Genomic DNA, 26,712 nt, shown 5'->3' with positions numbered 1-26,712 from the left:
TAGCCTGTCCGTATAGCGTTTCTTAGCATTTATTTCGCATTCATCCAGCGATTTGGCGATAACGCGATCAAAGGTCATAAAAAAGGAACGGCCAAAAACCTCATCAGTCACTACATAGGCAATGCGATTCCCCGGGTGCCGTGCCTGGGGTTTTGCTCAAACGAGCCGGGGACCGCTCTGGCCACTTGATTAAGGAGTTTTGTCTGATGAGTACCAAGAAGCCAGTCGCCCCGCCGAAGAGTGAACTCGCCGGTACCGACACCCTGGACCGTGGCAACACCAACGCCAAGCTGCAGGCCCTGGATGAGTTCCGTTCCGATGCGACCGGCCAAGCCCTGCGCACTAACCAAGGCGTGAAAATCTCCGATAACCAGAACAGCTTGAAGGTGGGCGCCCGCGGCCCGTCGCTGCTCGAAGATTTCATCATGCGTGAAAAGATCACGCACTTTGACCATGAGCGTATCCCGGAGCGCATCGTGCATGCCCGCGGCACCGGCGCCCACGGCTATTTCCAGAGCTATGAGGACCATTCGGCACTGACCAAGGCCGGGTTCCTGCGCACGCCTGAACATAAGACGCCCGTGTTCGTGCGCTTCTCTACCGTGCAGGGGCCGCGCGGCTCCGGTGACACGGTGCGTGACGTGCGCGGTTTTGCGGTGAAGTTCTTCACTGACGAAGGCAACTTCGACTTGGTGGGCAACAATATGCCGGTGTTTTTCATACAGGACGCGATCAAGTTTCCTGACTTTGTGCACGCGGTAAAACCTGAACCACACAACGAGATTCCTACCGGCGGCTCGGCCCATGACACGTTCTGGGATTTCGTCTCGCTGCAGCCGGAATCGGCGCACATGGTGATCTGGGCGATGTCTGACCGGGCGATTCCAAAAAGCCTGCGCGCCATGCAGGGTTTTGGCGTGCATACCTTTCGCCTGATCAACACCGAAGGCAAATCCAGCTTCGTGAAATTTCACTGGCGACCCAAGGTAGGCACCTGCTCTCTGGTGTGGGACGAAGCGCAAAAGCTCGCGGGTAAAGACACCGACTACCATCGCCGGGATCTGTGGGAATCGATTGAAATGGGCGATTACCCCGAGTGGGAATTGGGTGTTCAGGTCGTTGCAGAAGAAGATGAGCATAAGTTCGACTTCGACTTGCTGGACCCCACCAAGATCATTCCTGAAGAACTGGTGCCCATTACCCCGCTGGGCAAGATGGTGCTCAACCGCAACCCGGACAACTTTTTCGCCGAAGTCGAGCAGGTTGCGTTCTGCCCCGGGCATATCGTGCCCGGTATCGACTTCACCAATGACCCTTTGCTGCAGGGCCGTCTGTTTTCCTACACCGATACGCAGATCAGCCGACTCGGTGGGCCGAACTTCCATGAGATCCCGATCAACCGCCCGGTCGCGCCGTTCCATAATGGCCAGCGTGATGCGCAGCACCGTACGGTGATCGACAAGGGCCGTGCGGCTTACGAGCCCAACTCCATCGACGGCGGCTGGCCCAAGGAAACGCCGGCAGGGCCGACGGATGGCGGCTTCGAAAGCTATTACGAGCGCGTCGACGCCAACAAGGTGCGTGAGCGCAGTGAGTCGTTCGGTGATCACTTCTCTCAGGCCACCTTGTTTTTCAACAGCATGAGCCAGCATGAGAAAGAGCACATCATTGCCGCCTACAGCTTCGAGCTTGGCAAGGTGGAGCGCGAGCATATCCGTGCCCGTCAGGTGAATGAGATCCTGGCCAATATTGACTTGGGGCTGGCCAAGCGCGTGGCGCAGAACCTGGGCCTGCCGACACCGACCAAGGGCACGGTGCCAGCGCGTGAGTCATCGGTGAAAAAATCACCAGCCTTGAGCCAGGTCAACCTGCTGTCGGGCGATATCAAGACGCGCAAAGTGGCGATTCTGGCTGCCAATGGCGTGGACGGCGTGGCGATTGATGCGCTGAAAAAGGCGCTGGAGGTCGAGGGGGCGCATGCCAAGTTGCTGGGGCCGACCTCGGCACCCGTGACCACGGCGCAAGGCAAGACGCTGCCGGTGGATGCGTCGATGGAAGGCATGCCGTCCATTGCGTTTGACGCGGTGTTTATCCCGGGCGGTAAGGCGTCGGTGCAAGCGTTGAGCGGTGATGGTGTGGCGCTGCACTATGTGCTGGAAGCGTACAAGCACCTGAAGGCGATTGCCGTGGCCAGTGACGTGAAGCCATTGCTGGATCTGCTGAAACTGGAGGCGGATGCGGGGCTGATCGTTGGCTCGGATGCGAAAGCAATCAAGGCATTTTTTGCCGCGATTGCACAGCATCGGGTTTGGGATCGTGAGCCGAAGGCTAAAGCGATTCCGGCGTAAGCTATTGGTTGTTTGTTAGATCGCCATCGGGAGCAAGCCCCCTTCCACATTTGAATATGTTCACCGTTCAAAATGTGAGAGGGGGCTTGCTCCCGATGCTTTTAGTCCGCCTTGCGCGGGATCAGCACGATCTGCGCCGGGATCTTCTTGAGGATCTGCCGGTGAATCTTCAGGTCGTACCCTGAATCAATCTTCTTCACCCGCTTGGTCAGCAGCGTGGCCAGCCAGGGGTAATCCTCGGTGCGTGGCGCCTGGATGCTCACGTCGCACTGGTAATTCACCACATCGGTGGCGATTGCATCCAGTTGATGGCGAAGTTCTTCAATATCGGTGAGGTTCAACGCCACAGTGGTGCTGGGCGCCGCCGGGTCGATGACTTTGGCGGCCGGCTTGGCTTCGGCGGCTTTGAGGGCCTCCTCGGCTTTGTCCAGCTCGACCTTGCGGGCGTGCGTGATGGCGCTGTTGACGCCGCCGGTCAGCGCCGGAGCCTTGGGCATCAGCGCGCGGGCGCGGCTCAGGGCGGTGGCGGCGGCGTTGACGTCGCCCTTTTGCAGCACGATCTGACTGCGCTGCAGGTAGGCTTCGGCCAATTGACGTTGGTAAGGCTCCAGCGTGGGGTCGTTAGGCGACTGGGCCTGCAGTGCCGCAAGCTGGTCTTCGGCGGTGGCCAGCTCGCTGCTGGCCAGGTTTTGCTCCAGCTGTGCGATGGCCGCAGCACGCGGGTCCGTGGCCTCGGGGGCGACGGGCGGTGTGCTTTGACAGGCGCCCAGCAGCAGGGAAAATGCGGCAAGGAGCAGATAACGGGAGGTGAACAGCTTCATTCCTGCGACTCTCTATTTGCGCAAAAAGCGAGCAAGTCTACACCCCTCGACGGGGCAGGACAAAACTCAGCAGAAACAGGGCGGCGGCCGTGACCACAATCGATGGCCCGGCCGGCGTGTCCTTGAACCACGACAACGCCAGGCCCCCACATACCGCCAGCATTCCCAGCAGGCTGGCGCCGATTGCCATCTGCTCCGGTGAGCGGGCGTGACGCTGGGCGGCGGCGGCGGGAATGATCAACAGCGATGTGATCAACAATACGCCGACAATCTTCATCGCGACAGCGATCACCACGGCGATCAACAACATCAGGGCCATGCGCAGGGCCGATACCGGCAAACCTTCCACCTTGGCCAGCTCTTCATGCACGGTGATCGCCAGCAGTGGCCGCCACAAGGCGACCAGCAGCACCAGTACAGCGGCGCTGCCGCCGAGGATCCATGCAAGGTCGGTGGGGCTGATCGCCAGCAGGTCGCCGAACAGGTAGGCCATCAGGTCGATGCGCACTTCATGCATAAAGCTCAGCACCACCAGGCCCAGGGACAAGGTGCTCGGCGCCAGAATGCCCAGCAGTGTGTCCGAGGCCAGCGGCTGGCGTTGTTGCAGGGTCACCAGCAGCACCGCCAGCAGCAGGCAGCCCACGGTCACGGCGATGGTTGGGCTCACGTCCAGCAAAAAGCCCATGGCCACGCCGAGCAGCGCCGCATGGGATAACGTATCGCCAAAGTACGCCATGCGCCGCCAGACCACGAACGAGCCCAGCGGGCCCGCGACCAGTGCCAAAGCCAAGCCTGCCAGCAGGGCGTAGAGCAGAAAATCAGCCATGCTTGCAGCCATCTCCATGAACGTGGGTGTGAGGTGCGGTCGGATCGTCAACCACGGCGCCATGCAGGTCGTGAGCGTGGTCGTGATGGTGGTGATAAATCGCCAGGCTCTGGGCGTTCTTGCCGAACAGCTCGACGAATGCCGGGTCGCCGCTGACCTGTTCCGGGTGACCGGAACAGCACACATGGCGATTGAGGCACACCACCTGATCGGTGGTGCTCATGACCAGGTGCAAATCGTGGGAGACCATCAGCACGCCGCAGCCATGACGGTCGCGCAGGCGGGTGATCAGGCTGTACAGCTCGGCCTGGCCGGCGACATCGACGCCTTGCACGGGCTCATCGAGCACCAGCAGTTGCGGCTCGCGCAACAAGGCGCGGGCCAGCAGCACGCGCTGCATTTCACCGCCGGAGATGCTTTGCACCGGGCTGTCGATCACCTGCTCGGCGCCGACTTCCTTGAGCGCCGCCTGCGCACGGGCGCGGTCCACGCCCGGCACCAGCCGCAGGAAGCGCAGCACGGACAGCGGCAGGGTCGGGTCGACGTGCAGCTTTTGCGGCATATAACCGACGCGCAGCCTGGGCTTGCGCCACACGCTGCCGGTGTCGGGCTTGAGCAGGCCGAGCACGGCACGCACCAGGGTGGTCTTGCCGGCGCCATTGGGGCCGATCAAGGTCACGATCTGCCCCGGCTCGACGCTGAGCGCGATGTTATCCAGCACGTTTTGCCCGGCGAACGTGACGCCAACCTGCTCCAGGCGGATTAACGCATTGCTCATCAAGCCCCCTGGCAACCCGAGCACAGGCCGACCACCTCGACGGTCTGCCCTTCGACCTTGAAGCCCACGTCGGCAGAGCTCTTGATAATGGCGTCGCTGATGCTTTTTTGTTCAAGTTCGATGGCCGCATGGCACTCGCGGCAGATCAGGAACTGGCCCTGGTGCGCATGTTCCGGGTGGTTGCAGCCAACAAAGGCGTTGAGCGAGGCGATGCGGTGCACCAGGCCGTTTTCGAGCAGGAAATCCAGCGCTCGGTACACGGTGGGTGGCGCGGCGCGGCGACCGTCCTGCTCGCTGAGGACACCTAGAATGTCGTAGGCGCCCAGCGGCTTGTGGCTCTGCCACACCAGTTCCAGCACGCGGCGACGCAAAGCGGTCAGGCGCAGACCTTTCTGTGCGCACAGGGTGTCGGCTTCCGACAGCGCGGTATGCACGCAGTGAGAGTGGTCATGGGGACGGCTGGCAAGCGGTGTTTTAGGCATGAGCGGCGACAGATATTTGATAGAGACGTTATTATGTTACCCGTTCCTACGCCATTGAGTGGTCATCGTGTCCCGACTTTTTCCCGTTTTTGTCGTTTTTGTCACCAGTTTGTTCTTCGCAGGCCTGGCGCAGGCCGAGGTCAAGGTGCTCACCAGCATCAAGCCACTGCAACTGATTGCCGCCGCGGTGCAGGACGGTGTGTCGGTGCCGGAGGTGTTGTTGCCACCGGGTGCGTCGCCGCATAACTTCGCCTTGCGCCCATCCGACGTACGGCGCGTGCAGTCGGTGGAGCTGTTGTACTGGATCGGGCCGGACATGGAGACTTTCCTGCCTCGCGTACTGAAAGGTCGTACAGCACCGACGGTTGCGGTGCAGGACCTGCCGGGTATGAAACTGCGCCGTTTCGGCGAAGATAGCCATTCTCACGCTGACGAAGCCGACGAACATGACCATGATCACCGTCCAGGCAGCGTCGATGCCCATTTGTGGTTGTCCACGGTGAATGCGCGGGTGATCGCGGCGCGCATGGCGGCGGACCTCAGCGCGGCTGACCCGGCGAATGCCGAGCGCTATCAGAGCAATGCGAAGGCCTTTGCCGGGCGCCTGGATGCGTTGGATGCGCGGCTGAAGAAGCGTCTGGCTAGCGTTGATGGCAAACCCTACTTTGTATTCCACGAAGCCTTTGACTATTTCGAAGACGCTTACGGCTTGAAGCACGCCGGTGTCTTCAGTGTCGCCGCCGAAGTACAACCGGGCGCCCAGCATGTGGCGGCGATGCGTACGCGGTTGCAGGAAGTGGGCAAGACTTGTGTGTTCAGTGAGCCGCCGCTGCGCCCGCGTCTGGCCGAGACGCTGGTGGCGGGGTTGCCGGTGAAATTGGCGGAGCTGGATGCGCTGGGCGGTTATACGCCGGCCACTGCTCAGGGCTATGAGCAGGTTCTGGATAAGTTGGGGAGCGACCTGGCTGGGTGCCTGGAGGCGTTGTAAGACTCAGCGAAAATCAAAACTGTGGGAGGGGGCTTGCTCCCGATAACGGTGTGTCAGCCAGTGAATAAGTAGCTGCACCACCGCTATCGGGAGCAAGCCCCCTCCCACAGTTTTTGCTCTGGTGAGGCAGTTAGAGCGCGAACGGCAGCTGGAGCGTGACCTGCTGGCGTTGAGTCAAGCGGTGTTCGAACTCCGCCGGGTCGTGAATCAACACATCCTGCCCGGCAAACGCTTGCGCTGCGATCAGGCGGGACAGCCAGAAGCGCACGCACGCGACGCGCAGCATAGTCGGCCACAACTGCGCTTCTTTCGCCGTAAACGGCCGCAGCCTGGCATAAGCCCCCAGCAAGGCACGGGCGCGCTGACTGTCGATCAAGCCTTCGGCGTCCGAACACCAGTCATTCAAGGCGATGGCCACGTCGTATAGCATCGGGCCCGAGCAGGCGTTGTAGAAATCGATCAAGCCCGTCAGGTGCGTGCCTTCGAACATCGCGTTGTCACGAAACAGGTCGGCATGCACGTTGGCGCGTGGCAGGGCGAGGATCTGCATTTTGTGCGCCTCGATCTCTTCCAGCGCGCCTCGCAACAGGCGCTGCTGTGCATCGCTCAGGTGCGAAATAAGCTGCGCACCTTCGCTGAGCATCCAATCCAGCCCGCGGTCGGTCTTGCGTTCCAGTACCTTCTCGCCTTGAGTCGCCAGGTGCAGGTGGCCGAGCAGGTCGCCGACCTGGGCGCAATGTTGGGCGTTGGCGTCCTTGATGTGCTTGCCGGCCAGGCGTGGTTGCAGCAAGGCGGGTTTGCCCTTGAGTTCGCGCAAAGCGATGCCGTCGGTGGTACGAAGCGCGTAAGGCACTGGCAGGTCGGCGTCGTGAAGCACGTCAAGCAGTTCGATGAAGAACGGCATTTCTGCCACGGGGCCGCGCTCAACCAGGGTCAGGACGAATTCGCCCTGTTCCAGGCTGATAAAGAAATTGGTGTTTTCACTACCGGCGGCAATCCCCTGGAAGTCGAGCAGACGGCCGAGCCCGTAAGGGGCGAGAAAGGTTTCCAGCTCGGGCCGAGCCAGGGGGGTGAACACAGACATGGTTAAAACTGCCAGTACGGGCGCCGCACTGCACGGCGCCAATTGAAGTTAAGAAATCATTTCCATTCGAAAATCTTCCATGACGGGATCAGCATATCCGGCTGGTCAGAGCGGATGAAGTTTGCATCGGTGCCGTCCGCGCGTACCAGAAAGTACGGTGGAGCCCCCTTCGGAGTGACCTTGATGGCATACAAGAAGCCGTTTTGGCGGTATTCCTGGATGGTCTTGTCGCCTTCCGTGCGAATGGTAACTTCCGGATCGCCCGAAGGGGCATCATCTGCCGCCATGGCAGCCATCGGAGCGAGTGCAATCAAGCCAGTCAACAGCAGGCGATTGAATGTACGCATGATAACCTTGTCCCTTTGTTTTCATTGGTCCGGCTATTCTAGCGCCTGACCCGCCGAAAAGGTTGATCCTGCTCATGAGCCAAGCGCCCCTCGTCCTGGTGGACGGTTCTTCTTACCTGTACCGCGCCTTCCACGCGCTGCCACCGTTGACCACCTCCAAAGGCCTGCCGACCGGTGCGGTCAAGGGCGTGTTGAACATGCTCAAGAGCCTGCGCAAGCAGTACCCGGACAGCCCCTTCGCAGTGGTGTTCGACGCAAAGGGTGGGACTTTTCGCGACGATATGTACGCCGAGTACAAAGCCAATCGCCCAAGCATGCCCGATGACATGCGCCTGCAGATCGAGCCGCTGCACCAGAGCGTGATCGCGCTGGGCTTCCCACTGCTGTGCGTCGAAGGCGTCGAGGCCGATGACGTGATCGGCACCCTGGCCCGCAGCAGCGCGGCCGCCGACCGTCCGGTGGTGATTTCCACCGGTGACAAGGACATGGCGCAACTGGTCGATGGGCACATTACCTTGGTCAACACCATGACCGGTAGCGCCATGGACGTGGACGGCGTAAAGGAGAAATTTGGCGTCGCTCCGGAGCAGATCATCGACTATCTGGCGTTGATGGGCGATTCGTCCGACAACATTCCAGGCGTTCCGGGTATTGGGCCGAAGACGGCATCCGGCTTGCTGGTGGGGGTGAATGGCGGACTCAAAGAGCTTTATGAGCAGCTCGACATCGTGCCGACCCTGCCGATTCGCGGCGCCAAGACGCTGCCTGCCAAGCTGGAGGAACACAGGGAGATGGCCTTCCTGTCGTACCAGTTGGCGACGATCAAGATCGACGTGCCGCTGGACGTGGGCCTGGATGATTTGCACCTGATCGAGCCTGATCGTGAAAAGCTGCTTGAGTTGTACACCCTGCTTGAGTTCAAGAGCTGGTACGACGAGATCCAGCGCGATACCAAGCGGGTTGAGCTCAAGACGGCAAACGAGGTCGCGCCTGTCGCCGACGTGTCGGTTGAGGCGGTGATATCCGTGCCGGTGGAGGCGATCTATACGACCATCCTCGATCAGGCCACCTTCGACCTTTGGCTGAAGAAACTCAACGACGCGAAGCTGTTCGCCTTCGACACCGAAACCACCGGAATCGATGCCCATCAGGCGCAATTGGTCGGGGTTTCCTTTGCCGTCCAGCCCCATGAAGCGGCCTACATTCCGCTGACCCATGCCTACGTCGGCGTGCCGGACCAGTTGGATCGCGACACGGTGCTGCGGGCGTTGAAGCCATTGCTTGAAGACCCGACCAAACTCAAGATCGGCCAGCACGCCAAGTTCGACATGAACATCCTGGCCAACTGCGCCATCGATGGCGACCCCACCCAGGGCATCAATGTGCAAGGCATCGCGTTCGATACCATGCTCGAATCCTATGTGCTCAATGCCACCGCGACCCGTCACGACATGGACAGCCTGGCCAAGAAGTACCTGGACTACGACACGGTGAGTTTCCAGGACATCGCCGGCAAAGGCGCCAAGCAACTGACATTCGACCAGATTGCGCTTGAACAAGCGGGCCCGTATGCCGCCGAAGACGCCGATGTGACCTTGCGTTTGCATCAGGCACTGCATGCGCAACTGGCCGCTATCCCGAGCCTGGCCAGCGTGCTCACCGACATCGAGATGCCGTTGGTGCCCGTGCTGGCGCGCATCGAGCGTCAAGGCGCGCTGGTGGACGCGCAATTGTTGGGCATCCAAAGCATCGAGCTGGGGAACAAGATGGCCGAGTTGGAACGTCAGGCGTTCGAAATCGCCGGTGAAGCGTTCAACCTGGGTTCACCCAAGCAATTGGGGGCAATTCTCTACGAAAAGCTGGGGATGCCAGTGCTCAAGAAGACTGGCAAGGGGCAGGCTTCTACCGCGGAAGAAGTGTTGGCCAAGCTCGCTGAAGATGACTACCCGTTGCCCAAGGTGTTGATGCAGTACCGCAGCATGAGCAAGCTGAAGAGCACCTACACCGACCGTCTGCCTGAGCAGATCAACCCGCGTACCGGGCGTATCCATACGTCTTATCATCAAGCCGTGGCGGCGACCGGACGCCTGTCCTCCAGCGACCCGAACCTGCAGAACATCCCGGTGCGCACAGCAGAAGGGCGGCGCATACGCCAGGCGTTTGTCGCGCCCAAAGGCTACAAGCTGCTGGCGGCGGACTATTCGCAGATCGAGTTGCGCATCATGGCGCACCTGTCCAGGGACGAAGGCTTGATGAACGCCTTCCGCCACAACCTGGATGTGCACACAGCCACAGCTGCCGAGGTGTTCAAGGTTGAGTTGAACGAGGTCACGTCCGATCAGCGGCGCAGCGCCAAGGCGATCAACTTCGGCCTGATCTACGGCATGGGCGCGCAAAAGCTGGGCAAGGACATTGGTGTCGATACCAAGACCGCCAAGGCGTATATCGATGTCTACTTCGCTCGCTACCCCGGGGTTCGCGAGTACATGGAGCGTACCCGTGCCCAGGCGTCCGACCAGGGTTATGTGGAGACGTTCTTCGGTCGTCGGTTGTACCTGCCGGACATCCACTCCAACAAGCCTCAAGAGCGCGCGGCAGCGGAACGTACCGCGATCAACGCGCCCATGCAGGGCACAGCGGCCGACATCATCAAGAAAGCCATGGTGCTGGTGGACAACTGGCTGACCGATTCGGGCCTGGATGCCAAGGTAATCCTGCAGGTGCACGATGAACTGGTGCTTGAGGTGCGTGAGGATCTGGTTGTAGAGGTCAGTGAGAAGATTCGCGAGCACATGAGCGCTGCGGCGCAGTTGGACGTGCCGCTGCTGGTGGAAGTGGGCGTGGGTGATAACTGGGACGAAGCGCACTGATTCCGGTGGTTTGCCACCACCTGGCGTGGTGGCAAAGCGCTTTATGTCGGAAAGCGCCGACAGTTATTACCAATAGTTTTTCCAGCTCGCCGGAACTTAACCTGTGAACTGCCACTCAGAGTTACTGAATGGGTGGTGAAGCCCTTCAATGCTCCTATGTTGTGTTAAGTGTTGGCAGATATCTGGACCCCGCCCTAGCGGTCCGGAACTTGAACCCCGAACTTCCCCTCCCCATACGAAGTCCGGGGTTTTTTTTGCCTGTAGAAAAGTTATTGCGCGATTTCCGCGCCCTTGTCCGCCAATTCCATCCAGCCGGCCAGCACGGTGTAAGCGTCTTCCAGGCCCATGCGCTTGGGGGCCGAGAACAACTGGATGGTAATCGCGTCACCCCAACCTTTACGGATGTCGGACTGCACCTTGAGCAAGGTGTTCTTGGCCGCGCCGTAGGTCAGTTTGTCGGCCTTGGTCAGCAGGATATGCATCGGCATGCCGCTGGCGACCGCCCAATCGAGCATCAGCAGGTCGAAGTCGGTCATTGGATGACGGATGTCCATCATCAGAATCAAACCCTTCAAACTCTCCCGGCCGCCCAGATAAGCCTCAAGGTGACGCTGCCAGTGCAGCTTCAGCGGGATAGGGACTTTTGCATATCCATAGCCCGGCAGGTCGACCAGACGCCGATCATCGTCTAGCTTGAAGAAATTGAGCAGTTGCGTGCGGCCCGGAGTTTTCGAGGTGCGCGCCAGGCTGGCGTGGGTCAACGTGTTCAGCGCGCTGGACTTGCCGGCGTTGGAACGACCGGCAAAGGCGACTTCAAAGCCTTCGTCGTCGGGGCATTGGTCAACTTTGGCGGCGCTGAGCATGAAGGTGGACTGTTGGCACAGGCCGAGAATGGGATTCTTGAGTTGCATGAGATTTCCGATGTGGGCGGTGCCGAGAAAGGGTGCGGCAAGCGGTGTCGTTTCCGTTTCAGTAGCGCCAGTATATAATGCCGCAGATTTTGTGTGTGCTTTGTCCCAGCGAAGGATGAGGTTCACGGGAGCGATAGACCTTTATTGCGCATTAGAACGCAAAACGCTCTCAAACCCTGCAAAGGTCGATGTATGACCTGATGGTTGCTCGCTTTTGGTCTCCTGAACCCATTTTTGGCGCTCAGGCTACACAGGAACCGGAAGCTGTGTACAACCGAGTTTGCTTAGGTCGCGCTGCTACTGCGCGTGACCCGGGGTTTCAAGGCAATGCCGCCGCGTGGTTTGTGCATGGACTGCAGTACTGAGGATTACCAGGCCATCATTGAGTTGATGGTGAGTAAACCCGGTAGATAACTCTTAAACCCTTAGCCGTAGTTGGATTAGCTGATGAACAAACTGATCGTGAGTCTGCTGTTGACCTTGGGCATCACCGGTGTTGCCCATGCTGCAGGCGACGCTACAGCGGGCCAGGCGAAAGCCGCCGTGTGTGGTGCTTGCCACGGACCGGATGGCAACAGCCCGGCGCCGAACTTTCCCAAACTGGCCGGCCAGGGCGAGCGTTACCTGACCAAGCAGATGCAGGATATCAAGAGCGGCAAGCGCACGGTGCTGGAAATGACCGGCCTGCTGACCAACCTCAACGATCAGGACCTGGCGGATATCGCGGCGTATTTTGCCAGCCAGAAGGGCAGCGTGGGCGCAGCTGATCCTAAAGTTGTTGCCCGTGGAGAGAAGCTGTTTCGTGGCGGTGATCTGGAAAAAGGTCTGCCTGCCTGCACCGGCTGCCACTCGCCCAATGGCACAGGCAATGCGGCCGCAGGCTTCCCTCACCTGGGTGGCCAGCACGCTCAGTACATCGCCAAGCAATTGACCGACTTCCGTAAGGAAGAGGCCGGCCGCGCTAACGATGGGGATGCGATGACCATGCGCACCATCGCCCGCAAGCTGAGCGACGAGGACATCGCAGCCGTCTCCAGTTACATTCAGGGCCTGCACTGAGGGCTCGCTACGTTAACGCTCGATTAATCCCGCGATGCAAGCATAAAAAGGGTGGCTAAGGCCGCCCTTTTTTGTGGCCGCTGCCGTTACACTAACGAACTCATGTCCGCGTAGACCTGTCACAACTAAAGGTCGCGTGAGGCGACTTTATTTGTCCAGGAGTAAAGCATGCGTAATCTGATCCTCAGCGCCGCTCTCGTCACTGCCAGCCTCTTCGGCATGACCGCGCAAGCTGCCGATGTGCCGCTTGAAGCCGGTAAAACCTACGTTGAATTGGCTAACCCAGTGCCTGTGTCGGTGCCGGGCAAGATCGAAGTGGTGGAGCTGTTCTGGTACGGCTGCCCGCATTGCTACGCGTTTGAGCCAACCATCAACCCATGGGTCGAGAAGCTGCCCAAGGACGTGAACTTCAAGCGCATCCCCGCCATGTTCGGCGGCCCATGGGATGCCCACGGCCAGTTGTTCCTGACCCTGGAAGCCATGGGTGTGGAACACAAGGTTCACAACGCGGTATTCGAAGCCATCCAGAAACAGGGCAAGCGCCTGACCAAGCCTGACGACATGGCGGACTTTGTTGCCACCCAAGGCGTCGACAAAGACAAGTTCCTGGCCACCTTCAACTCCTTCGCCATCCAGGGTCAGATCAAGCAGGCCAAGGAACTGGCGCAGAAATACGGCGTGCAAGGCGTACCCACCCTGATCGTCAACGGCAAATACCGTTTTGACCTGGGCAGCACCGGTGGTCCTGAAGCGACCCTCAACGTTGCCGACCAGTTGATTGCCAAAGAGCGCAAAGCCAAGTAAGGGGCCCGTCATGCGCCGCTGGGGTACCGAACGTGTCGTAGGCCTGCACGACCCGCAGGTTAATGAGCATCACCTGGAGTCCACAGGCTTGGCGGCAGACAGTCGCCTGCGCCTGCTCAGCTTCAATATCCAGGTAGGCAACAGTACCGAGAAGTACCGACACTACCTCACCCGTGGCTGGCAGCATTTGCTGCCCCATAACGGGCGGGCCGGCAACCTGCAGAAAATCGGCGACCTGTTGAGTGATTTCGACCTGGTCGCCCTGCAGGAAGCCGACGGCGGCAGCATACGGTCCGGTTATATCAATCAAGTGGAGCACCTGGCTCACCTCGGCGCCTTCCCTTATTGGTATCAGCAACTCAATCGCAACCTGGGGCGCTTGGCGCAGCACAGTAATGGGGTGCTCAGTCGCTTGAAGCCAACGGTCATCGAAGATCACCCACTGCCGGGCCCCAAGGGTCGCGGGGCGATCCTCGTACGTTTTGGCGAAGGGCCTGAAGCGTTGGTGGTGGTGATGATGCATCTGGCGCTTGGTGGGCGTACTCGCAACCTGCAATTGGCCTATGTGCGTGATCTGATCGGCAACTACAAGCATCAGGTGTTGATGGGCGACATGAACACCCACGCCACCGATCTGCTACAGAATTCCCCATTGCGTGACCTCGGGCTACTGGCCCCGCAGGTTGAAGCCACATTCCCCAGCTGGCGCCCGCAACGTTGTCTTGACCATATCCTGCTCAGTCCCACCCTCACCCTCGAAAGTGTGCAGGTGCTTGCGCAGCCCATCTCCGATCACCTGCCGGTCGCGGTAGAGATTCGTCTGCCGGGTTCGCTCACGGCCGACGCATTGCCCGCGTTGAGCCCAGGCACCAGCGGACCCTTTGCATGAGCGATGACGCCCAGCGCTGGAAAGAAAAATACCTGTTAAGTATCGAGCAACAAGAAAAGCTCGAGCGCCGCTGGGCCGCCCGCCTCGACCTGCTGCGCCGGGGGCTGGTGCGCAGTACTCTGGCGGCGGAAGGCACCGACCGGGCGGTGGACCAATGCATGAAGGAAATGCGCGACGTCGTGCGCACCGACGACATGGACGCCGCCCTCGCCGCCTTGCTGCCGCGCTTGGAAAAGGCCGTGTTGGACTCTGAACAGCGTCGCGAAACCCGGGTTGACCAGATCAGCACCGCGCTGACCTCTCTGGTCACGCAGCTGCAAAAGCTGCCGCTGCCCCGCGAGGTAGCGCGCCCGCTGAAAACCTTCGCCAAGCAACTGGATGGCCGCGTCGGCCAGGCCCGCGAAATTCCCCTGTTGCTCAGCGAGTTGAGCGGCTTGCAAGGGCAAGCATTGAATAACCTGGAGCCGGACGGCGAAACCACGCGCCCTGGGCCGCGGTTGTTGCAGCGTCTGTTTGGGGCCAAGGAGGTCGTCAACGAGGCGGCGGCCAGTGAGCCGGTGCCCGGCCCGACGCCGCAACCCGTAGCGGCCAAGCCCGCCGCTGAGCCGGAGCAGCCTCAGCAGCCTGAGCAGTCCGAGGAACTCACACAAGCCCTGCGGGCCTTTGCGCCACAGGCCGAGAAACCGGCGGCTCCCCAGCCTGAACCCATAGCATCCGGCAAGATCGACGAGGTTATTGGCGAAACCTTTGTGTACGAAGCGCCAGCTCAAGAAGACGCAGTCGTGGCCTCGGTGAAAAAAGCCGCAGAGCCTGTTGAACCCAAGGTGCCTGCGCCGAAAGCTGAAGAACCTGCTCCCGAAAGCGCCCTTGCCGCCTTCGTCGAAGCGCCCGTGGTTGAGACCGAGGCGCCGGACGAGACGCTCATCGGCAGTCTTTCTCTCCCGCCTGTGCTGGAGACCGAAGAGCCCGACCCCGACGAATTGCAATCGGACGGTTTCTATTCCCTGCCGGACTCACCCGAGCCTTCCTACAGCTCGGTGGCAAAACATATCGAAGAAACCCTGCTGGGGCTGCTGGAAGAAATGGCCTTGCCCGAGCGTCATCGCCCCCAGGCCGAAGCCATGCGCGAGCGCCTGGCCCACGGTTTGAACTGGTACGAGCTGCTGCCGATCCTTGATGATCTGAAGGTGCTGATGCTGGCGATCACCGACAGCGGCCAGCACGAATTCGAGGCTTACCTCAAGCAGCTCAACGAACGTCTCGAAGCCTTCCAGGGTCACCTGCAGGTGGCCAGTGATGGCCATGCCGACAGCCGCACCGCTGCGCAGGCGTTGGACTCGCAGATCCGCGAACAGGTCGACGGTCTGCAAAGCAGCGTGCAGGACGCAGCGGACCTGGATAGCCTCAAGCATGTCCTGGAAAGCCATCTTGAGGGTTTGCTGGGCACCATGGACGAACACCAGCAACAGCGTGACCAGCGTGAACAGGAAGTGGCGGCACGCCTGAAAGGGCTGGCAGAACGGGTCGCCAGCATGGAACAGGAAGCCCAGGGCTATCGTGAGCACCTGGAAGTGCAACGCCAGAAGGCCCTGATCGATCCGCTCACTGGGCTGCCCAATCGCGCAGCCTGGAGCGAGCGCCTGGATTATGAGGTCAACGCCTGGCACCAGCGCGGCAACAGTCTGTCGCTGGCGATGCTCGACCTGGATCACTTCAAGCGCATCAACGATGGCTACGGCCACCTGGCCGGTGACAAGGTACTGAAGATCATCGCCAACGTGCTGCGCAAGCGTCTGCGCCCAGGCGACTTTATCGCGCGTTTTGGCGGCGAAGAGTTTGTGCTGCTGATGCCCGACTCACCTCTGACGGATGCTCTGACGGTCGGCGAGGTGCTGCGCAATGCGATTGAGGCCTGCCCGTTCCACTTCAAAGGTGAGCCGGTGACGATCACAGTCTCCATGGGTGTGGCCCAGTTCCAGCCGGGTGAGCGCAGTGAGCTGGCGCTCAAGCGGGCCGACGAGGCGTTGTATCGGGCCAAGGCCGCGGGGCGTAACCAGGTGCAGGCGGCGTAAAAGATGTTCCATTTTGTAATTTGACCGTCTGGCCGCAAACCGTACGTTACACTGTTGCATTATCGTCTTCAGCGTACCGTCCTCCGCCATGAAATCCTTTTATTTCGCTTGTGTGTTTCTCTTACTGTCCGGCTGCGCCATTGGTCCGCGCCTGGACACCAGCCACCCTTCGGCGAACCACGACAACCGCGTGCAGTTCGTGGTTGTCCACTACACCTCGACCGACCTTGAGCGTTCACTGGCGCTGCTGACCCACGGCCAGGTCAGCGCGCATTACCTGATCGGCGACGACGCCTCTGCCACCATCTACAAGCTGGTGGATGAAAGCCAGCGCGCCTGGCATGCAGGGGAAAGCGAGTGGATGGGACGCACCTGGCTCAATTCCAGCTCAATCGGCATCGAGATCGTAAACCCTGGCTACCGCGATACGCCGACCGGGCGGCTCTGGTACCCCTACTCCGAGGCGCAGGTGAAGTCGCTGGTGGTCTTGCTCAAGGACATCAGCAAGCGCAACGGTATCGACCCCAAGAACATCATTGGTCATAGCGATATCGCCCCGCTGCGCAAGCTGGACCCGGGGCCGCTGTTTCCCTGGAAGCGCCTGGCTGATGAAGGGTTGGGGGTGTGGCCGGATGCACAGGCTGTGGCGCGGTTCCAGGTGCAGTACACCACCGAGCTGCCGAGCATCAGCTGGTTTCAGGAAGAGTTGGCTCTTCTGGGTTACTCGACGCCCCAGACCGGCGAGTTGGATGTCGCCACGCGCCACGTGATCGCGGCGTTCCAGATGCGTTTCCGGCCGTCGCTGTTTGACGGCGCACCGGATGCCGAAAGTGCGGCCATCCTGCGCGCGCTAAACCGGCGTTAAAGCGGTAGCGCCATATAGAACTGAGTGCCCTGCCCTGGCCGCGAATATACCCCCATGCGGCCACCGTGCAGTTGCACGATCTCCTTGCACAGCGCCAAGCCCAGGCCGGCGCCGCCTTTCTTGCGACCCACCTGCACGAAAGGTTCGAAGATACGCCCTTGCTGCCCGTAGGCGATGCCTTCGCCGTTGTCCTCGACACTGATAATCACCCGCTCGCCGTGGCGTCGCGCCTGCAGGCGAATCTGCCCGCCGTCTGCGGTATGGCGCAGGGCATTACCCAACAGGTTGTCGAGGACCCGCTCCAACTGTGCCTGGTCGGCATACAGCCTGGGCAGGTCGGATTGAGCTTCCACCAACAGCTCTATGTGCTGTGCATTCGACGTTTCCACGAACCGCGCGCGGGCGTGTTCCAGTAGATCAATGACGTCGCAGGGCCCGAGGGTGAGTTTCTGCAGGCCGTTCTGGTAGCGCGAGAAGTTGAGCAGGTCATTGATCAACTGCATCAGGCGCTGCATCTCTTCGTTGACCGTATCCAGCAGGTCCGCTTCACGTGATTCGGCCGGGAACTTCGCACGCTCGCGAAACAGCCCGAACGCCATATGCATGCCGGTCACGGGGGTGCGCAACTCATGGGACGCGCGCAATACAAACTCACTGCGTACCCGTTCGAAAGCCCGTTGTTCGGTCACGTCGTGCAGCACCATCACGGCGCCGAGAATGTGCCCTTGGGTATGGCTGACGGGCGTGAGGCTGTAGGTCAGCAGGCGCAGTTCGCCTTCGACTTCTACTTCCAGATCCTCCGGTGCCCGCTCCAGGTTGCCGCCGCGCAGCACCAGTTGCAGTTGTTCATCCAGCTCCGGACGCACCAGCGCCTCGCCCAGGCCCTGGCCGAGGCGTTCTTCGTCCCAGCCCAACTGGCGCTGCGCGACGGGGTTGAGATGCTCCAGGCGGCCTTGGCGGTCAATCATCAGCAGACCATCGTCGATGCTGTCGAGTACCGCTTGCAGGCGTTGCTGGCCGGCCAGAAGCTCGTCGATATTGGTCGCCTGATGCTGACGCAGCGCTTCGGCCATGATGCCGAAGCGGCGGGTCAGCTGGTTCATCTCCGCCGCCGCGGAGATCGGCAGCGTCACTTCAAAGTCGCCTTGGCCGATCTTGTCGGCCGCCTTGGCCAAGGCTTCGATCGGGCCGCCAAACCGCCTGGCAATACCATGGGCCGTGACGAACCCGATGATCAGCACCGCAAGCCCCACCAACCCCAGCAGGCCGGCGATCAGCAACGCGCGCGCGCGGGACTTATGTTCGCTGGCGCTGATGTTTTCCAAGGCTTGCTTGTGTTCGGCAATCAGCCCATTGCGCAACACGTTGAAGGTTTCGGTGAGGTTTTCCTTGCTGCCCGGTGGTGGCGACGCTTGCTGGGATTGGTCGAACGCCTCGAGCAGGTTCTGGTATTGGCTGCGTGCCTGGGCGAAGCCGGTGCCACTGCCATCGCGTTGTTCATGGGCGACGCCTTGGTCGAGCAAGTCCAGGTAATGCAGCTTGGAGGTTTGCAGCGCCTTGGCGTCAGGGCGTCGCTGCAACATCATGATCCACTGGTCGCCCAGGCTCTGACGCAGTTTGAGCCCCAGGTCCAAGGTGACAAAGTTGCTGCGGATCAGCGATTCCTGGGTCTTGGCCATTTGCATGACACTGACCAGGCCCAGGATCAACCCCAGCAGGGCGACGGTAATCAGCGCTGAGATACTCAGGAACAACCGAGTGCGCAGTTTCATCGCTAACTTCATAGGGTACAGCTCATAAGTTGTACTGCTTGCGTTTGCGGTACAGGGTCGACGCGTCAATGCCGAGCGTGCGTGCAGCCTGGTCGAGGGTGTCGCTGGTGGCCAGTACGGCGCCGATGTGGGCTTTTTCCAACTCGTCCAGGCTGAGCGCGGCGCCGATACGCGGAGCGTTGTTGGTCGGTTGCTCGGCCATGCCCAGGTGGCTGATTTCGACCTTTTCCTGCGGGCAGATAATGCTCGCGCGCTCAACCACGTTGCGCAGCTCACGGATATTGCCCGGCCAGCGATAGTTGAGCAGTGCCTCGCGCGCCTGGTCGCTGAAGCCCCGTGCCGGGCGCGCGTATTCCTTGACGAAGCGCGCCAGGAAGCGATCGGCCAGTGTCAGGATGTCTTCACTGCGCTCGCGCAGTGGCGGCAGGTGCAAGGTGATGACGTTGAGGCGGTACAGCAAGTCTTCGCGGAAGCGGCCGTCGCGCACCATGTCTTCCAGGTTGAGGTTGGTGGCGGCGAGGATGCGCACATCGGCGCGACGGGTGACCGGGTCGCCGACACGCTCGTATTCCTTGTCCTGGATAAACCGTAGCAACTTAGGCTGCAACGTGAGCGGAAAATCGCCAATTTCATCGAGAAACAGCGTGCCGCCGTCGGCCTGGTTCACCCGGCCCAAGGTGCTCTCGCTGGCACCGGTAAAGGCGCCACGGCTATGACCGAACAGCTCGCTTTCCATCAGTTCGGCCGTTAACGAAGGGCAGTTGATCGTCACGCAGGACTTCTTGGCGCGCTTGCTCCAACCGTGAATCGCCCGCGCCAGTTCGCCTTTACCCGTGCCGGACTCGCCAAGGATCAGGATGTTAGCGTCGGTCCCGGCCACCTGGCGCGCGGTTTCCAGCACCACCATCATCGATGGGCTGTGGGAGTCCAGACCGTCCTTGGGTTGGCGCACTGCACCTTCCAATGCCTCCAGGCGAGCCGAGAGTTGGCGCACTTCCAGTTGCTTGGCGGTGGCCAGGCGCAGTTGATCAGGGCTGCACGGTTTGACCAGGTAGTCGGCGGCGCCAGCCTGGATCGCGTCCACCGCCGTATCGACGGCGGAGTGAGCAGTCACGATCACCACACGCATCCACGGCGCCTGAATGCGCATCTGGGCCAGCACGTCCAGGCCGTTGTCTTCGCCCAGGCGCAGGTCCAAAAAGCACAGGTCGAACACCTGGCGTTGCATCAAGGCATCCGCCTGGGCCGCGCTGTTGGCGGTGGCGACGGTGTAGCCCTCATCTTCCAGGCAATAACGGAAGGTGCGGAGGATCGCGGATTCGTCATCCACTAAAAGAATGCGGCCTTGAAGTTCCTTGGCTGATTCCATCTGTCCCGCGCTCCTTTAACTATGAATGATGGTGTTTAGTCCCGGAATAATCGGGCAAGTTGCATGGTTTATTCTGATTGATTAAAGGCAACCTCGTGCAGCTATCTGCACGCCTTCCTACAAAGTCATGCCTGATGGCCTTTTCACGCCGTCTTGCCACTTCCGCAACGCTATTAACGTTTTCATGACCCCGATCCGATTGCCAGCCATCGTGCATTTCGCACGGCCGCCTGGGAGGGATCGTGCAGGATGCTGCCCGAGTGTTGAATAACGAATATGTAACTCATTGATTTTGTAGGTTTTTATTTTATAAAAAAGCTGGCATGCGCTCTGCAATATCTCTCCCAACGAATAGCCAGAATGCGGGAGAACAGCAGCATGACTCGCCAAAGCCTCAGCCCATTGCGTGTATCGCCACTGCGCTTGCAACAAGGTCTGTTTGCGAGCTTGGCGGTGATGGTCACGCTGATTGCAGGCCAGCAGTTCCAGCACTGGCAGCAGAGCCAGCAGCAAGCCCCCTCATTTGAACGTCCGGCGATAACCCAGACCCATTTCAGTTCCATTGGCAGCCGCTCCGTCGGTAGCGCGTCTGCTGATGTAACCGCCCCGCAATTGCGAGTGGCCGACCAGGATTCCACCCTGGGCCAGTTACCTACCCAAGAGCGTTGGGTGTTCTAGGCAAAAAACGCGGACGCTGATTCAGCGGCCGCAGGCATTACCGCTGTTACCTCTATAGAAGAAGCGTAAGGAGAATCACCATGTTGAGTTGGGCAATCACATTTCTGATCATCGCCATTGTGGCTGCAGTCCTGGGCTTCGGTGGTATCGCGGGCACCGCCACGGGTATCGCCAAGATCCTGTTTGTGGTCTTCCTGGTGATGTTCATCGCATCGTTCTTCTTTGGTCGTCGCGGCCGAGGCTGAATATGACCCCTTTGTCTTTTAAAACCATGGCTGCCGCCCTGCTCTTGGGCGGCAGCGGGCTGGTGATGGCTGCCAACGACGGCCAATCCCGAGCCAATGAATTGCTCAGCGCGGACCCTCAGTACCGCGAGACATGGCAAGGCGTGGTGAAGAAAGAAGAGCGGCTGCCGGAATGGGTGATGAACCTGTCGGGCACGGCCGAGCAAATGAATGCCGTGGAAGAGGATGGCGACAAGTACTTGGTCGGGCCGCTCTGCGAAACCGCAGACACCTGCCTGAACAAGCGCCTGATCGTCGCCTTCAGCCTCGACAAGGAAGACGCCTACGCCATGTTGGTGGAAGTCCCGGCCGGTCTTCCGGCGGACAAATCCCCAACGCGGCACGCCGATTACCGCTTTATCGGTAAGCCGGACGAGGGCATGCGGAAGCTGCTGATGGAGCAGTTGAAGAAAGATCCGAATTGGTACTGAGTTCCGTCTGTGGTTTACGGGGCTCGCATCCATAGAAAGAAGCACCTTTGCTTCCTTCTATTTGCACCGCGCGACAGGTGCGGTGCATGACCAAGGGGCTGGGTTGCTCTGATCAAACGGGATCGGCGTGACCTACGGGTACAGGGAGTGCCTGCGCAAGGGCCGGGTCAGGCGAAAGCTGCGACGCAGGTTCACAAGCCGATGGCTTGCTGAACTTGCGGCGGGCTTGTGATTCTCCTCTGCCGTTTGTGTCGTTCTCCGCTTATGCCGCCTTTAGCCGCAAAATTCCTTTTTGCTCAATCCCAACCATTACTTGGTATGTCGGGATGACCATCTATCGAGAAAGTTTTGTGCAAGGCGCAAGGCATTCTTGACGTGAGCCCGCCGAATTCACTGGCGTCTCAGCCAGTGCCCCAAAGCTGTGCAGAAACTCTGAGCGAGCCAGTATTGGCCGGTTCACGGCATATTCAGCGGACAAAATGTCGCATTTGAACTGACCGATCAGACAGCTATTATCGAAAAAAGTCATGCCGATTCGGCATAGGGTAGGCGTTTACGGCATTAGACGGCGCTCCCTTGCGTGGGAATAGTTGCGCCTTTTTTCGCCTGCCAGTAAGCCATTTCGGCCACGCTGCGGTGACCTTCCAGGGAGGCAGATGCACACACTTTTTCGCTTTCGAGCGTTGCAGCTGGCGCATTTGCCTTAAGTTCACTTGAAGTAAGGGTAATGACATGAAGAAGGCAAAGCTAAGCCTCGCCTGGCAGATCCTCATCGGTTTGGTGCTGGGGATTGCAATCGGTGCAGTGCTCAACCATTTCAGTGCTGAAAAGGCCTGGTGGATCAGCAACGTGCTGCAGCCGGCGGGCGATATCTTTATCCGCCTGATCAAGATGATCGTGATCCCGATTGTGATTTCCTCGCTGATCGTCGGCATTGCCGGTGTGGGTGATGCGAAAAAACTGGGTCGCATCGGCGTCAAAACCATCCTTTACTTCGAAATCGTCACCACCATCGCCATCGTGGTCGGCCTGTTGCTGGCCAACCTGTTCCACCCTGGCGCGGGCATCGACATGAGTACCCTGGGGACGGTGGATATCTCCAAGTACCAGGCGACCGCCGCCGAGGTGCAGCATGAGCATGCGTTCATCCAGACCATCCTCAACCTGATCCCATCGAACATTTTTGCCGCTGTTGCCCGTGGCGAAATGTTGCCGATCATCTTCTTCTCCGTACTGTTCGGCCTGGGCCTGTCGAGCCTCAAGCCTGAACTGCGCGAGCCGCTGGTCACCCTGTTCCAGGGCGTGTCCGAGAGCATGTTCAAAGTCACCCACATGATCATGAAGTACGCCCCGATCGGCGTCTTCGCACTGATCGCGGTGACCGTGGCCAACTTCGGCTTCGCCTCGCTGCTGCCGTTGGCCAAGCTGGTGATTCTGGTTTACGTCGCCATCCTGTTCTTCGCCTTTGCCGTACTGGGCCTGATCGCACGCCTGTTTGGCTTCTCGATCCTCAAGCTGATGCGCATCTTCAAGGATGAGTTGGTACTGGCCTACTCCACCGCCAGTTCTGAAACCGTGCTGCCGCGCGTGATCGAGAAGATGGAAAGCTACGGCGCGCCGAAGGCGATCTGCAGCTTTGTGGTACCGACCGGTTACTCGTTCAACCTCGATGGTTCGACCCTGTACCAGAGCATCGCGGCGATCTTTATCGCCCAGCTGTACGGCATCGACCTGTCGATCGGCCAGCAATTGATGCTGGTGCTGACGCTGATGGTCACCTCCAAAGGTATCGCCGGCGTGCCGGGCGTGTCCTTCGTGGTGCTGCTGGCCACCCTGGGCAGCGTGGGCATCCCGCTGGAAGGCCTGGCGTTCATCGCCGGTGTCGATCGCATCATGGACATGGCGCGTACCGCCCTCAACGTGATCGGCAACGCGTTGGCGGTGCTGGTGATCTCCCGTTGGGAAGGCATGTACGACGACGCCAAGGGCGAGCGCTACTGGAATTCACTGCCGCACTGGCGCAGCAAGCAAGCCTTGCCAACGGCCCAAGCCACCCGCAGCTGACAGCACGCTGGCGCTGACACAAACCCCGGAGCATTCCGGGGTTTGTCGTTTCTGCCAGCCCCGCTATCATTCGCCCCATCTTTCGGGGGATTTAACTGATGCTCAATGGCCTATGGCTTGGCTTCTTCGTCGTGGCAATGGTGTCAGCGCTGGCGCAATGGCTGGTAGGCGGTAACGCCGGAATTTTTGCCGCGATGGTGGAAAGCATTTTCGCCATGGCCAAATTGTCGGTGGAAGTGATGGTGCTGCTGTTTGGCACGCTGACGTTGTGGCTGGGCTTTTTGCGCATCGCCGAAAAAGCCGGCATCGTCGATTGGCTGGCCAAGGCCCTCGGCCCGCTGTTCCGCCGCTTGATGCCGGAAGTGCCCGCCGGCCACCCTGCCATCGGCTTGATCACCCTCAACTTCGCCGCCAACGGCCTGGGCCTGGACAACGCCGCCACGCCCATCGGCCTCAAGGCCATGAAGGCGTTGCAGGAACTCAACCCCATTCCCAACACCGCCAGTAACGCGCAAATCCTGTTCCTGGTGCTTAACGCGTCCTCATTGACGCTGCTGCCGGTGACCATCTTCATGTACCGCGCCCAGCAAGGCGCCGCCGACCCGACGCTGGTATTCCTGCCGATCCTGCTGGCCACCAGCGCCTCGACCCTGGTGGGCCTGCTCTCGGTGGCGGTGATGCAGCGCCTGCGACTGTGGGACCCGGTCGTGCTGGCCTACCTGATTCCCGGCGCGTTGATGTTGGGTGGCTTCATGGCGCTGCTGGCAACCTTGTCCGCCACGGCGCTGGCCGGTTTGTCGTCGATCCTCGGCAACTTGACGCTGTTTGGCTTGATCATGCTGTTCCTGCTGATCGGTGCCTTGCGCAAGGTGAAGGTCTACGAGGCGTTTGTCGAAGGGGCCAAGGAGGGCTTTGACGTCGCCAGGAATCTGCTGCCGTACTTGGTGGCGATGCTGTGCGCGGTGGGCGTGCTGCGCGCATCCGGCGCGCTGGATTTCGGCCTGGAAGGCATTCGCCATGTGGTGGCCTGGACAGGGATGGACACGCGTTTCGTCGATGCGTTGCCGACCGCCATGGTCAAGCCGTTCTCTGGCAGTGCGGCGCGGGCGATGTTGATCGAAACCATGCAGACCCAAGGCGTTGACAGCTTCCCGGCGCTGGTGGCGGCGACGATCCAAGGCAGTACCGAGACCACTTTTTATGTGTTGGCGGTGTACTTCGGTTCGGTGGGGATCCAGCGGGCGCGGCACGCGGTAGGGTGTGCGTTGCTGGCGGAGTTTGCCGGCGTCGTGGCAGCGATTGCGGTGTGCTATTGGTTTTTTGCTTAAGGCTGGAGATTGCTATCGGGAGCAAGCCCCCTCCCACAGGTTGAATGTGTTCACAGATCAACCCGTGGGAGGGGGCTTGCTCCCGATGAGGCCCTCAGCGTTTCACCGCACCGTTGCCCTGCCCCACGACCCACTCCACTACCTGCTTATTCAGTTGATCCCCCGCTTGCCCAAAAGCCGCCACCACCGCCGGCACCTTGGTATCTCCCACCGGCTGTCGCACTTCAAACCGCCGACTGGCAATAATCCGTTGGTCACTTCCACGCACCAAGCGTGCGTCGAGTCGAATCACCACCTCTACCGCACTGCTGCGGTATTCACTTTGGAAAGCCTGCAATTGCCCGCCCAGCTCGTAATCGGCTTGCAGATTGGTGTCATCCGTACTCAGCAGCGTCACCCGCCCATCACGCTGGAACCCATCCAGCAAGCGGTTACGTAACAGCACCGGCGCTGGATCGCTCCAGCGTGAGTTCGCATAACTGCTGATCAAATCGCCATTGGGCACCACGGCAATGCGCGGGCTGTCGAGAAACTCGCTGGTCTGCGGCTTGGTCACGCGCAGCGACCAGCTTACCGGCGCGCCTTGTGTGGCGCTTTGTGCGGCGGCCAGGCGGTACACGTCCGAAGGGTCGGCCTTGGGCAGGATCGAGCACGCGCCGATCAGCACCAGGGCCACGGGGACGATCAGTTGGTAAGCACGCTTCATGGCGTGAACTCCTTGCTCTTGTCGCTGCCCAGCAGGTACCCGCTGGGGTTGGCTTCCAGGCGGCGGGAGATGGCCCGCAACGACCCGAGGGTTTCGCGCAGTTCGCGCACGGCCGGCGCCAGTTCGTTGAGGCCCTGCATGCCACTGTTCACCGAGCTTTTGTTGTCGCTGAGCAGGGTATTGATGGTCGCGGTGCTTTGCTCAAGGGATTTCATTGCCTGTTCGGCGCTGCTGAAGGCTTGCTTGCCCTGATCGTTGAGCAAGCCGTTGGCGTTACGCATCAGCACCGTGGTCTGCTCCAGGGTAGCGCTGGCCTGCTTGCTCACTTGCATCAGTTGCTGCATCACCACCTTGATATCACCGCGCTGCTCGGCAATGGCGCCGGTGGTTTGTTGCAAGTTGTCCAGCGTTCTACTGATGCGGTCGACGTTCTCCGACGACAGCATACGGTTGGCGTTGTGCAGCAGCAGGTTGATGCTGGTCATCAGGTCGTTGCTGTTGTTCAGCAGCCGCGCGATAGGCGACGGCGAAGCGATGATCTGCGGCAGGTTGCCGTCCTTGCCCTTGAGTTCCGGGCTTTGCGGGGTGCCGCCGCTGAGCTGGATAATCGAAGTGCCGGTAATGCCGGTCAGCGCGAGCTTAGCCTGGGTGTCTTCCTTGACCGGCGTCTGCCCGGCCAGGCGGATACGCGCCAGTACGCGGCGTGGGTCCTTGGGGTCCAGGCTCAGGCTGATCACGTCGCCCACCTTGATCCCGCTGTATTGCACCGAACTGCCCTGGGACAGGCCGCTGACCGCCTCGTTGAAAATCACTTCGTAATCCTGAAAGGCGCTGTCGACGCTGGACTTGGCCAGCCACAGGCCAAACAGCATCGCGCCGACGACCACGATCACGCTGAACAGACCGATCATCACATGATGGGCTCGGGTTTCCATG

The 26,712-nt window shown here is 60.4% G+C and carries 24 protein-coding genes and 1 pseudogene; 14 read left to right on the top strand and 11 right to left on the bottom strand.

What is annotated here, in order from left to right:
- Window positions 1-206 precede the first annotated feature (206 nt).
- Window positions 207-2,348 carry a catalase HPII gene (gene katE / locus AB4O23_RS03735; protein ID WP_135196238.1) on the top strand — a complete coding sequence of 714 codons (2,142 nt, stop codon included), beginning with the start codon at window positions 207-209 and terminating at the stop codon, window positions 2,346-2,348.
- Window positions 2,349-2,449: 101 nt separating this feature from the next.
- Here katE and AB4O23_RS03730 read toward each other — a convergent pair whose 3' ends face one another.
- The 4 genes from AB4O23_RS03730 to zur are packed head-to-tail and all read right to left on the bottom strand — an operon-like array spanning window position 2,450 to window position 5,255.
- Window positions 2,450-3,169 carry a PA5502 family lipoprotein gene (locus AB4O23_RS03730; protein ID WP_017528741.1) on the bottom strand — a complete coding sequence of 240 codons (720 nt, stop codon included), beginning with the start codon at window positions 3,167-3,169 and terminating at the stop codon, window positions 2,450-2,452.
- Window positions 3,170-3,206: 37 nt separating this feature from the next.
- Complete coding sequence (znuB, locus tag AB4O23_RS03725; RefSeq protein ID WP_017528742.1) at window positions 3,207-3,995, bottom strand: zinc ABC transporter permease subunit ZnuB; 789 nt, start codon at window positions 3,993-3,995, stop codon at window positions 3,207-3,209.
- Window positions 3,988-4,773: a zinc ABC transporter ATP-binding protein ZnuC gene (znuC, locus tag AB4O23_RS03720; protein WP_068937951.1), complete on the bottom strand. Its 786-nt coding sequence runs from the start codon at window positions 4,771-4,773 to the stop codon at window positions 3,988-3,990. Before znuC ends, znuB begins: the two co-directional genes overlap by 8 nt.
- Window positions 4,773-5,255: a zinc uptake transcriptional repressor Zur gene (zur, locus tag AB4O23_RS03715; RefSeq protein WP_017528744.1), complete on the bottom strand. Its 483-nt coding sequence runs from the start codon at window positions 5,253-5,255 to the stop codon at window positions 4,773-4,775. Before zur ends, znuC begins: the two co-directional genes overlap by 1 nt.
- Window positions 5,256-5,313: 58 nt before the next feature.
- On the opposite strand from zur, the gene AB4O23_RS03710 reads away from it, so the two are divergent.
- On the top strand, window positions 5,314-6,243 hold the full coding sequence (locus tag AB4O23_RS03710; protein ID WP_017528745.1) for a zinc ABC transporter substrate-binding protein: 930 nt from the start codon (window positions 5,314-5,316) through the stop codon (window positions 6,241-6,243).
- Between the two features lie 130 nt (window positions 6,244-6,373).
- Here AB4O23_RS03710 and AB4O23_RS03705 read toward each other — a convergent pair whose 3' ends face one another.
- Complete coding sequence (locus tag AB4O23_RS03705; protein ID WP_137220077.1) at window positions 6,374-7,327, bottom strand: homoserine kinase; 954 nt, start codon at window positions 7,325-7,327, stop codon at window positions 6,374-6,376.
- Window positions 7,328-7,383: 56 nt separating this feature from the next.
- Window positions 7,384-7,674: a DUF2782 domain-containing protein gene (locus AB4O23_RS03700; RefSeq protein ID WP_017528747.1), complete on the bottom strand. Its 291-nt coding sequence runs from the start codon at window positions 7,672-7,674 to the stop codon at window positions 7,384-7,386.
- Between the two features lie 74 nt (window positions 7,675-7,748).
- On the opposite strand from AB4O23_RS03700, the gene polA reads away from it, so the two are divergent.
- On the top strand, window positions 7,749-10,544 hold the full coding sequence (gene polA, locus AB4O23_RS03695) for a DNA polymerase I (RefSeq protein WP_017528748.1): 2,796 nt from the start codon (window positions 7,749-7,751) through the stop codon (window positions 10,542-10,544).
- Between the two features lie 269 nt (window positions 10,545-10,813).
- Here the strand turns inward: polA and yihA are convergent, their stop codons facing one another.
- Window positions 10,814-11,455: a ribosome biogenesis GTP-binding protein YihA/YsxC gene (yihA, locus tag AB4O23_RS03690; protein WP_017528749.1), complete on the bottom strand. Its 642-nt coding sequence runs from the start codon at window positions 11,453-11,455 to the stop codon at window positions 10,814-10,816.
- A 204-nt stretch (window positions 11,456-11,659) separates the two neighbouring features.
- Here yihA and AB4O23_RS03685 point away from each other — a divergent pair.
- From AB4O23_RS03685 to AB4O23_RS03660, 6 genes and pseudogenes are all read left to right on the top strand, one after another.
- A pseudogene (locus AB4O23_RS03685) lies at window positions 11,660-11,869 on the top strand (cytochrome).
- Between the two features lie 33 nt (window positions 11,870-11,902).
- Window positions 11,903-12,514: a c-type cytochrome gene (locus AB4O23_RS03680; RefSeq protein WP_017528750.1), complete on the top strand. Its 612-nt coding sequence runs from the start codon at window positions 11,903-11,905 to the stop codon at window positions 12,512-12,514.
- A gap of 168 nt (window positions 12,515-12,682) precedes the next feature.
- A complete protein-coding gene (dsbA, locus tag AB4O23_RS03675) occupies window positions 12,683-13,318 on the top strand; it encodes a thiol:disulfide interchange protein DsbA (protein ID WP_065879183.1) in 636 nt (211 codons plus the stop codon).
- Window positions 13,319-13,328: 10 nt separating this feature from the next.
- Window positions 13,329-14,207: an endonuclease/exonuclease/phosphatase family protein gene (locus AB4O23_RS03670; RefSeq protein ID WP_017528752.1), complete on the top strand. Its 879-nt coding sequence runs from the start codon at window positions 13,329-13,331 to the stop codon at window positions 14,205-14,207.
- On the top strand, window positions 14,204-16,279 hold the full coding sequence (locus tag AB4O23_RS03665) for a GGDEF domain-containing protein (protein WP_460062257.1): 2,076 nt from the start codon (window positions 14,204-14,206) through the stop codon (window positions 16,277-16,279). The genes AB4O23_RS03670 and AB4O23_RS03665 overlap by 4 nt, the downstream gene beginning before the upstream one ends.
- Before the next feature lie 88 nt (window positions 16,280-16,367).
- A complete protein-coding gene (locus AB4O23_RS03660) occupies window positions 16,368-17,144 on the top strand; it encodes an N-acetylmuramoyl-L-alanine amidase (protein ID WP_460062254.1) in 777 nt (258 codons plus the stop codon).
- On the opposite strand, the gene AB4O23_RS03655 is transcribed toward AB4O23_RS03660, so the two are convergent.
- Window positions 17,141-18,928, bottom strand: a complete 1,788-nt coding sequence (locus tag AB4O23_RS03655) for an ATP-binding protein (protein WP_017528755.1) — start codon at window positions 18,926-18,928, stop codon at window positions 17,141-17,143. The genes AB4O23_RS03660 and AB4O23_RS03655 overlap by 4 nt on opposite strands.
- A gap of 10 nt (window positions 18,929-18,938) precedes the next feature.
- Window positions 18,939-20,285: a sigma-54-dependent response regulator transcription factor AlgB gene (gene algB, locus AB4O23_RS03650; RefSeq protein WP_017528756.1), complete on the bottom strand. Its 1,347-nt coding sequence runs from the start codon at window positions 20,283-20,285 to the stop codon at window positions 18,939-18,941.
- A gap of 378 nt (window positions 20,286-20,663) precedes the next feature.
- On the opposite strand from algB, the gene AB4O23_RS03645 reads away from it, so the two are divergent.
- From AB4O23_RS03645 to AB4O23_RS03625, 5 genes are all read left to right on the top strand, one after another.
- Window positions 20,664-20,963, top strand: a complete 300-nt coding sequence (locus tag AB4O23_RS03645; RefSeq protein ID WP_065879392.1) for a hypothetical protein — start codon at window positions 20,664-20,666, stop codon at window positions 20,961-20,963.
- A gap of 80 nt (window positions 20,964-21,043) precedes the next feature.
- Window positions 21,044-21,208, top strand: coding sequence for a DUF1328 domain-containing protein (locus AB4O23_RS03640; protein WP_003170804.1), 165 nt, complete (start codon window positions 21,044-21,046; stop codon window positions 21,206-21,208).
- Between the two features lie 2 nt (window positions 21,209-21,210).
- Window positions 21,211-21,678, top strand: a complete 468-nt coding sequence (locus AB4O23_RS03635) for an inhibitor of vertebrate lysozyme family protein (protein ID WP_017528758.1) — start codon at window positions 21,211-21,213, stop codon at window positions 21,676-21,678.
- Window positions 21,679-22,410: 732 nt separating this feature from the next.
- Window positions 22,411-23,742, top strand: a complete 1,332-nt coding sequence (gene gltP, locus AB4O23_RS03630; RefSeq protein WP_017530591.1) for a glutamate/aspartate:proton symporter GltP — start codon at window positions 22,411-22,413, stop codon at window positions 23,740-23,742.
- Window positions 23,743-23,840: 98 nt separating this feature from the next.
- On the top strand, window positions 23,841-25,070 hold the full coding sequence (locus AB4O23_RS03625; protein ID WP_017530592.1) for a nucleoside recognition domain-containing protein: 1,230 nt from the start codon (window positions 23,841-23,843) through the stop codon (window positions 25,068-25,070).
- A 94-nt stretch (window positions 25,071-25,164) separates the two neighbouring features.
- On the opposite strand, the gene AB4O23_RS03620 is transcribed toward AB4O23_RS03625, so the two are convergent.
- On the bottom strand, window positions 25,165-25,776 hold the full coding sequence (locus tag AB4O23_RS03620; RefSeq protein WP_116077997.1) for an ABC-type transport auxiliary lipoprotein family protein: 612 nt from the start codon (window positions 25,774-25,776) through the stop codon (window positions 25,165-25,167).
- Window positions 25,773-26,711 (bottom strand): MlaD family protein, encoded by a 939-nt coding sequence (locus tag AB4O23_RS03615; protein WP_223494811.1) that lies wholly within the window; start codon window positions 26,709-26,711, stop codon window positions 25,773-25,775. The genes AB4O23_RS03620 and AB4O23_RS03615 overlap by 4 nt, the downstream gene beginning before the upstream one ends.
- Window position 26,712: the final 1 nt, after the last annotated feature.

Source organism: Pseudomonas sp. H2_A10, assembly GCF_054680085.1.
Note: the sequence above shows the minus strand (reverse complement) of the source record. Positions and strands in the feature narration are given on the sequence as shown.